This is a genomic window from Hydrogenophaga sp. (assembly GCF_041633695.1).
GTDB lineage: Bacteria > Pseudomonadota > Gammaproteobacteria > Burkholderiales > Burkholderiaceae_C > Hydrogenophaga.
Map to the genome: position 1 here is coordinate 1 of NZ_JBFJMY010000217.1, position 6,836 is coordinate 6,836.

The window sequence follows — 6,836 nt, forward strand, 5'->3', positions numbered from 1 at the left end:
ACCACCCGCACCAGCTTGCCCTGGGGCTGCTGCACCTGGTAGTGCAGGCCACGCAGCACACCCTTGGCGCTGCGGCTGTGGTTGTCTTGCACGAAGTTCACGTCCAGGCCGGTGGCTTCGTTGAATGCCTTTTGGTTGAAGCTCTCGAAGAAGAAGCCACGGGCGTCGCCGAACACCTTGGGCTCGATGATCAGCACCTCGGGGATGGCGGTGGGTGTGACTTTCATGGATACAGCTTTTCTTGGAGTATGCGTTGCAGGTATTGGCCGTAGCCGTTCTTGGACAGGGGTTGCGCCAAGCGCTCCAGCTGCGGGCCGTCGATCCAGCCGTGGCGCCAGGCGATTTCTTCCGGGCAGGCGATCTTCAGGCCTTGCCGATGTTCCAGCGTGGCGATGAACTGGCTGGCTTCGAGCAGGCTGTCGTGGGTGCCAGTGTCCAGCCAGGCGTAGCCGCGCTGCATGATCTGCACCTTGAGCTGGCCCAAGTCCAGGTAAGCCTGGTTGACCGCCGTGATCTCCAGCTCACCGCGTGCGCTGGGTTGGACCGCCTTGGCGATGTCGACCACCTGGCTGTCGTAAAAGTACAGACCGGTGACGGCGTAGTTGCTCTGGGGCTTGGTGGGCTTTTCTTCGATGCTGCGGGCTTTGCCTTGTTCATCGAACGCCACTACACCGTACCGCTCGGGGTCTTGCACGTGGTAAGCGAAGACGGTGGCGCCGCTGTCTTGGGCGTTGGCGTCCGAGAGCAGGCGGGCGAAGTCGTGGCCGTAGAACAGGTTGTCGCCCAGCACCAGGGCGCTGGGCGCACCAGCCAGAAATGGCTCACCGATCAGAAACGCTTGGGCCAGGCCGTCCGGGCTGGCTTGCACCGCGTATTGCAGCTGCATGCCCCACTGGCTGCCGTCGCCCAGCAGTTGTTCAAAGCGCGGCGTGTCTTGCGGCGTGCTGATGATGAGCACCTCGCGGATGCCCGCGAGCATCAGCGTGCTCAAGGGGTAATAAACCATGGGCTTGTCGTACACCGGCAGCAGTTGCTTGCTGATGGCCAGGGTGGCCGGGTGCAGGCGGGTGCCGGAGCCGCCGGCCAGGATGATGCCTTTGCGTGGGGTCATGGGGGTGCAGCTCTTTCTAGAGGATTTCGGCCAGCATGCGGCGCACGCCGCTTTGCCAGTCGGGCAGATGCAGGCCAAAGGTCTGGCGCAGGCGGGTGGTGTCGAGCCGGGAGTTGAGCGGGCGCTGCGCCGGCGTGGGGAAGGCGCTGGTCGGGACCGGCGCCACTTCCAGCACCTTGAGCGCCCGTTCGGGCTGGAGCGCCCGCGCGGTGTCGATCACGAAGCGTGCATACCCGTTCCAAGTGGTCTCGCCAGCGGCGGCCAGGTGGTAGCCGCCGCCGCAGGCCGGGTCGCGTTGGACTTGGCGGATGGCGTGGGCGCTGACGTCGGCGATCAGGTCGGCCCCGGTCGGCGCGCCGAACTGGTCGTCGATCACGGTCAGCCGCTCGCGCTCACCGGCCAGGCGCAGCATGGTCTTGCCAAAGTTGCCCCCGCGTGCGGCATACACCCAGCTGGTGCGCAGAATCAGGTGGCGCGCTCCGCTGGCGGCGATCAGCTGCTCGCCTTCGAGTTTGGTTTGGCCGTACACGCTCAAAGGGCCGGTCGCCGCGTCTTCGCGCCAGGGGGTGTTGCCGCTGCCATCGAACACGTAGTCGGTGGAGTAGTGCACCAGCAGGGCGCCCACTGCTTGCGCGGCCTGCGCCAGAACACCCGGCGAAGCCGCATTGATGGCATGGGCCAGATCGGGCTCGCTCTGTGCCCGGTCCACGGCGGTGTAGGCCGCGGCGTTGACGATCACGTCGGGCCGCAGGGCCAACACGGTGGCCCGCAAACCCGTCGGATTGCTCAGATCACCGCAAGCGCCGGTGCTGTGCCGGTCCAGCGCCACCAGCTCGCCCAGCGGGCCCAGGCTGCGTTGCAGTTCCCAGCCAACCTGGCCGTTTTTGCCGAGCAGCAGAATCTTCATGCGGCCTTGGCCGGTTCGACGTACTGCGCGGCGATCCATTCGCGGTAAGCCCCGCTTTGCACGTTCGAAACCCAGTCCGGGTGGGCCAGGTACCACTCCACCGTCTTGCGGATGCCGCTCTCAAAGGTCTCGGCCGGCTTCCAGCCCAGTTCGCGCTCCAGCTTGCGCGCGTCGATGGCGTAGCGCCGGTCGTGGCCGGGGCGGTCTTGCACGGTGGTGATTTGTATGGCGTAGCCCTGGCCATCGGCGCGCGGGCGCAGCTCGTCCAACAAGGCACACACGGTGTGCACGATCTCGATGTTGGGCTTTTCGTTCCAGCCACCCACGTTGTAGGTTTCACCCAGGCGCCCGGCGTCGAGCACGCGGCGGATGGCGCTGCAATGGTCTTTCACATAGAGCCAGTCGCGCACCTGCAGGCCGTCGCCATACACGGGCAAGGGCTTGCCCGCCAGGGCGTTGACGATCATCAGCGGGATCAGTTTCTCGGGGAAGTGGAAGGGGCCGTAGTTGTTGCTGCAGTTGGTGGTGAGCACCGGCAGGCCGTAGGTGTGGTGCCAGGCGCGCACCAGGTGGTCGCTGGCGGCCTTGCTGGCCGAATACGGGCTGTTGGGCTCTACCCGGTGCTCTTCGGTGAAGGCGGGCGCATCGGGCGCCAGGCTGCCGTACACCTCGTCGGTGGAGACGTGCAGGAAGCGAAAAGCGGCTTTTTCGTCGCCCGCCAGTGCGCCCCAGTAAGCGCGCACCGATTCGAGCAGGTGGAAGGTACCAACCACATTGGTCTGGATGAAATCGCCCGGGCCGTGGATGGAGCGGTCCACATGGCTTTCGGCGGCGAAGTTGATGATGGCGCGTGGCCGGTGCTCGGCCAGCAAGCGCGCGAGCAAGGCGGTGTCGCCAATGTCGCCTTGCACAAAGATGTGGCGAGGGTTTGCACCCAGGTCGGCCAGGTTCGCCCGGTTGCCGGCGTAAGTGAGTTTGTCGAGGTTGACGACGGGCTCGTCGCTTTGAGCCAGCCAGTCGAGAACGAAATTGGCGCCGATAAAGCCGGCGCCGCCGGTGACGAGAATCATGGGGTCCCTACCTTGGCACAAATTATCTCTTCCCCTAGATCACCGCCTTGTCAGCTTCAGTGACCGTGCGCCACCACTTCGCCCGCCTGGAGCCGGTACACCGTGCCGCAATACGGGCATTTGCCTTCGCCGGTTTTGGCCACATCCAGATACACCTTGGGGTGGGTGTTCCAGACCTTCATGTCGGCCAGCGGGCTGGGGCAAAACACCCCGCCGTGGGCGTTGAGATCGCTGGCTTTGAGTTCGATGGTGGAGTTGCTCATGCGCGGCCTCAGACTTTCGTGAGCCAGTGGGCGTACTGGGGGTTGCGGCCATTGACGATGTCAAAGAACGCGCTCTGGATTTTTTCGGTGATGGGTCCGCGGCTGCCCACGTAACCTTGTTTGCCCAGCTCGATGCGGTCGAGTTCGCGGATCGGCGTGACTTCGGCGGCGGTGCCGGTGAAGAAAGCCTCGTCGGCGATGTAGACCTCGTCGCGGGTGATGCGCTTTTGCACCACTTCCAGGCCCAGGTCCTTGGCGATGTGGAGCACCGTGTTGCGGGTGATGCCGTTCAGCGCACCGGCCGAGAGGTCGGGCGTGTAGATCACGCCGTTTTTCACCACGAACAGGTTTTCACCCGCGCCTTCGGACACGAAGCCGCTGGCGTCGAGCAGCATGGCTTCGTCGTAACCGTCGTCGGTGGCTTCCTGGTTGGCCAGGATGGAGTTGGTGTAGTTGCTCACCGCCTTGGCCTGCGTCATGGTGATGTTGACGTGGTGGCGGGTGTAGCTGGAAATTTTCACGCGGATGCCGCGCTTCATGCCTTCTTCACCCAGGTAGGCGCCCCAGGGCCAGGCCGCCACCATCAGGTGGATGGTGTTGCCCTTCATGGAAACGCCCAGCTTCTTGTCGCCGACCCAGGTCAGGGGGCGCAGGTAGCAGCTCTCCAACTTGTTTTCGCGCACCACCGCCTTCTGCGCTTCATTGACCTGTTCCGGCGTGAACGGGATCTTCATGCGCAGGATCTTGGCGCTGTTGAACAAGCGCTCGGTGTGCTCCTCCAGCCGGAAGATCGCCGGTCCATTGACCGTGTTGTAGGCGCGCACGCCTTCAAACGCGCCACAACCGTAGTGCAAGGTGTGGGTCAGCACGTGGATCTTGGCGTCGCGCCAGTCGACCATCTGGCCGTCCATCCAGATTTTGCCGTCGCGGTCGGACATCGAAGGAATGGGAGACATGTTCAAAACCTTTTAGGTGGTGCGTGCGCACCGGCGGTGTCCGGGTGCAGGCGGTTGGGTTGTGCTGCCGATTTTACGTGCGCCCGGTGGGCGCAGGCGCCGCGGCAGAAACATCGGCCGAACGGGTTCCGTGGATCGCCGACGTGGTCAACCGCCCATTCTTGAACGTGGCGAGCAAGGCAAAGCCCTGGTCGTCGCTCCATTCAAAGGTCTCGGGTTGCGCGTCTTCTGGCGAGCGGCGCCGGCCCAGGCAGCCGGTCAGCCGCAGCACCTCGCCCATGGCCATGCCCTTGTTCAGCTTGGGTTGCAGGGCGCGCGCGTCGGGCACCTGCGCCAGAGGCCGGTCGGCCACGGTGCGCAGCAAGCGCATCAAGCGGGTGAATTGCAGCAGCACCCAGAAGCTCAGCATGGACGCGGCCAGCGCCAGGCCGGGCCAGCTGTAGCTGCGCCAGGCGGCGAAACAGAGCGTCAGGCCCAGGGCCGGGAACAGCCAGATGCGGACGGAGGAGGGGAGACGGGGCATGTGTTCAGAGTCCTCGAACCAGTGACATGGCTTCGTCGATGCGTTCCACCGCGTGGATGGTGAGCCCTTCAAAAGCCTTGTCGTTTTTCTTCGGCGCGTTGGCCTTGGGCACCACGGCCACGCTGAAGCCCAGCTTGGCCGCTTCTTTCAGCCGTTCCTGGCCGCGCGGCGCCGGGCGCACCTCGCCCGCCAGGCCGACCTCGCCAAACGCAATGAAACCTTTGGGCAAGGGCTTGCCGCGCAAGCTGGAGGTGATGGCCAGCATCACCGCCAGATCGGCCGCCGGTTCGCTGATGCGCACACCGCCCACGGCGTTGACGAACACGTCCTGGTCCATGCAGGCCACGCCCGCGTGGCGGTGCAGCACCGCCAGCAGCATGGCCAGACGGTCCCGGTCCAGCCCCACCGAAAGGCGCCGGGGTGATGGCCCGCCGCTGTCCACCAGCGCCTGGATTTCCACCAGCAAGGGGCGCGTGCCTTCCAGCGTCACCATGACGCAGCTGCCGGGCACCGGCTCGGGATGCTGGGAGAGAAAGATGGCGCTTGGGTTGGAAACGCCCTTCAAACCCTTTTCCGTCATCGCGAAGACGCCGATTTCGTTGACCGCGCCAAAGCGGTTCTTGATGGCGCGGATCAGGCGAAAACTGCTGTGCGTGTCGCCTTCGAAATACAGCACCGTGTCCACCATGTGCTCCAGCACGCGCGGGCCGGCCAGCGCGCCTTCTTTGGTCACGTGGCCCACCAGCACGATGGCCGTGCCGCTGGCCTTGGCCGCGCGCGTCAGGTGCGCAGCGCACTCGCGCACCTGCGCCACCGAGCCGGGTGCCGAGGTGAGCTGTTCCGAATACACGGTCTGGATCGAGTCGATCACGGCGATGGTGGGCCGGGTGGCGTCCAGCGTGGCCAGGATTTTTTCCAGCTGGATTTCGGCCAGCACCTTGACTTGTGAGCCGTCCAGCCCGAGGCGGCGCGAGCGCAGCGCCACTTGCGCACCGCTTTCTTCGCCGGTGACATAGAGCGTGTTCTGTCCCCGGCGCTGCAAGGCGTCGAGCGCCTGCAGCAGCAGGGTAGATTTGCCGATGCCGGGGTCACCGCCGATCAACACCACGCCGCCTTCCACAATGCCACCGCCCAGCACGCGGTCGAGCTCGTCGTGGCCGGTGGGCGTGCGTTCCACGTCGCTGGCTTCGATATCGGCCAGGGCGATCACTTCGGCGGTTTTTGCCAACGACGCGAAGCGGTTCTTGGCCGGGGCGCTGGATTCGGCCACCGACTCGATCAAGGTGTTCCAGGCGCCGCAGTGCGGGCACTTGCCCAGCCATTTGGGGCTGCTGCCGCCGCATTCGTTGCAGCTGAACTGGGTTTTTTCTTTGGCCATCAGGTGGGAATCAAGTGGGGGTGGGTGCGGAAGACGGGCGGGCGTAGCTGCGCTGGATTTCCGCGATCTCCACGCTGTACGACGCGTACCAGCGCTCGCGCCCCAGCTGCTGCGCCATCTGGTGGTCGGCTTGCTGCTTCCAGGCGCGGATGCTGGCTTCGTCGGGCCAGTAGGAGAGCGCGATCTCCTGCTCGCCTTCGGTCACGGCGGTGAACTCCAGACAGCCAAAATCTTTCAGCGCCAGTTCGCGCATCTGCGCGGCCACGCTGGTGTATTGCGCGTCGAACTGGCGCACACGGGCGCGAAAAATCACAACAAACATGGTGTGCCCTCGACGAGTCCTTGAGCGAGTTGGACGGTGAGTTCGGCAGCGCCCATGGTCTGGCAACCGCTCACGTTCTGGCCTGCCCACAGAGGGGAAAAATCGCCACTGCCTTGTGCTTCCCAGTGCGCGCGCAGCGGCGCCATGGCGCTGGTGGCGAGTGGGAACGCCGGTGGCGCATCGCTCATGGGGCCGAGCTCGCGCATCACGCGGTTGACAATGCCGCGTGCGGGCCGGCCGGTGAACAAGCGGGTCAGCGCGGTGTGCCGTGCCGCCTCGCTTTGCAGCGCCACGCGGTGCACGGCG

The 6,836-nt window shown here is 65.3% G+C and carries 10 protein-coding genes; all 10 read right to left on the reverse strand.

Going from position 1 to position 6,836, the window contains the following annotated elements; all coding sequences use genetic code 11:
- Positions 1 to 227: dTDP-4-dehydrorhamnose 3,5-epimerase family protein (locus ABYB95_RS13815; protein ID WP_372659142.1), on the reverse strand; the 227-nt coding region annotated here is incomplete at its 3' end.
- On the reverse strand, positions 224 to 1,111 hold the full coding sequence (gene rfbA / locus ABYB95_RS13820) for a glucose-1-phosphate thymidylyltransferase RfbA (RefSeq protein ID WP_372659143.1): 888 nt from the start codon (positions 1,109 to 1,111) through the stop codon (positions 224 to 226). The genes rfbA and ABYB95_RS13815, both read right to left, overlap by 4 nt.
- A 16-nt stretch (positions 1,112 to 1,127) precedes the next feature.
- Entirely contained in the window at positions 1,128 to 2,018 is an 891-nt protein-coding gene (gene rfbD, locus ABYB95_RS13825; protein WP_372659144.1) for a dTDP-4-dehydrorhamnose reductase, read from the reverse strand.
- On the reverse strand, positions 2,015 to 3,088 hold the full coding sequence (gene rfbB / locus ABYB95_RS13830; RefSeq protein ID WP_372659145.1) for a dTDP-glucose 4,6-dehydratase: 1,074 nt from the start codon (positions 3,086 to 3,088) through the stop codon (positions 2,015 to 2,017). Before rfbB ends, rfbD begins: the two co-directional genes overlap by 4 nt.
- Before the next feature lie 56 nt (positions 3,089 to 3,144).
- Positions 3,145 to 3,351, reverse strand: coding sequence for a zinc-finger domain-containing protein (locus ABYB95_RS13835; protein ID WP_372659146.1), 207 nt, complete (start codon positions 3,349 to 3,351; stop codon positions 3,145 to 3,147).
- A gap of 8 nt (positions 3,352 to 3,359) precedes the next feature.
- Positions 3,360 to 4,307 (reverse strand): branched-chain amino acid transaminase, encoded by a 948-nt coding sequence (locus ABYB95_RS13840; protein ID WP_372659147.1) that lies wholly within the window; start codon positions 4,305 to 4,307, stop codon positions 3,360 to 3,362.
- Positions 4,308 to 4,380: 73 nt separating this feature from the next.
- Complete coding sequence (locus ABYB95_RS13845) at positions 4,381 to 4,830, reverse strand: glycerate kinase (protein ID WP_372659148.1); 450 nt, start codon at positions 4,828 to 4,830, stop codon at positions 4,381 to 4,383.
- Positions 4,831 to 4,834: 4 nt separating this feature from the next.
- Positions 4,835 to 6,208, reverse strand: coding sequence for a DNA repair protein RadA (gene radA, locus ABYB95_RS13850; protein WP_372659149.1), 1,374 nt, complete (start codon positions 6,206 to 6,208; stop codon positions 4,835 to 4,837).
- A 10-nt stretch (positions 6,209 to 6,218) separates the two neighbouring features.
- The gene (locus ABYB95_RS13855) at positions 6,219 to 6,530 is read right to left on the reverse strand and encodes an antibiotic biosynthesis monooxygenase (RefSeq protein WP_372659150.1); all 312 of its coding nucleotides are present in this window, start codon (positions 6,528 to 6,530) and stop codon (positions 6,219 to 6,221) included.
- Positions 6,518 to 6,836 (reverse strand): nitronate monooxygenase (locus ABYB95_RS13860; protein WP_372659151.1); only part of this gene is annotated, 319 nt, incomplete at its 5' end. The genes ABYB95_RS13855 and ABYB95_RS13860, both read right to left, overlap by 13 nt.

Bases quoted from the DNA above. Each gene is read 5' to 3' on its own strand.
- rfbA (WP_372659143.1), bottom strand. From the start codon at position 1,111: ATGACCCCACGCAAAGGCATCATCCTGGCCGGCGGCTCCGGCACCCGC.
- rfbD (WP_372659144.1), bottom strand. From the start codon at position 2,018: ATGAAGATTCTGCTGCTCGGCAAAAACGGCCAGGTTGGCTGGGAACTG.
- rfbB (WP_372659145.1), bottom strand. From the start codon at position 3,088: ATGATTCTCGTCACCGGCGGCGCCGGCTTTATCGGCGCCAATTTCGTT.
- ABYB95_RS13835 (WP_372659146.1), bottom strand. From the start codon at position 3,351: ATGAGCAACTCCACCATCGAACTCAAAGCCAGCGATCTCAACGCCCAC.
- ABYB95_RS13840 (WP_372659147.1), bottom strand. From the start codon at position 4,307: ATGTCTCCCATTCCTTCGATGTCCGACCGCGACGGCAAAATCTGGATG.
- ABYB95_RS13845 (WP_372659148.1), bottom strand. From the start codon at position 4,830: ATGCCCCGTCTCCCCTCCTCCGTCCGCATCTGGCTGTTCCCGGCCCTG.
- radA (WP_372659149.1), bottom strand. From the start codon at position 6,208: ATGGCCAAAGAAAAAACCCAGTTCAGCTGCAACGAATGCGGCGGCAGC.
- ABYB95_RS13855 (WP_372659150.1), bottom strand. From the start codon at position 6,530: ATGTTTGTTGTGATTTTTCGCGCCCGTGTGCGCCAGTTCGACGCGCAA.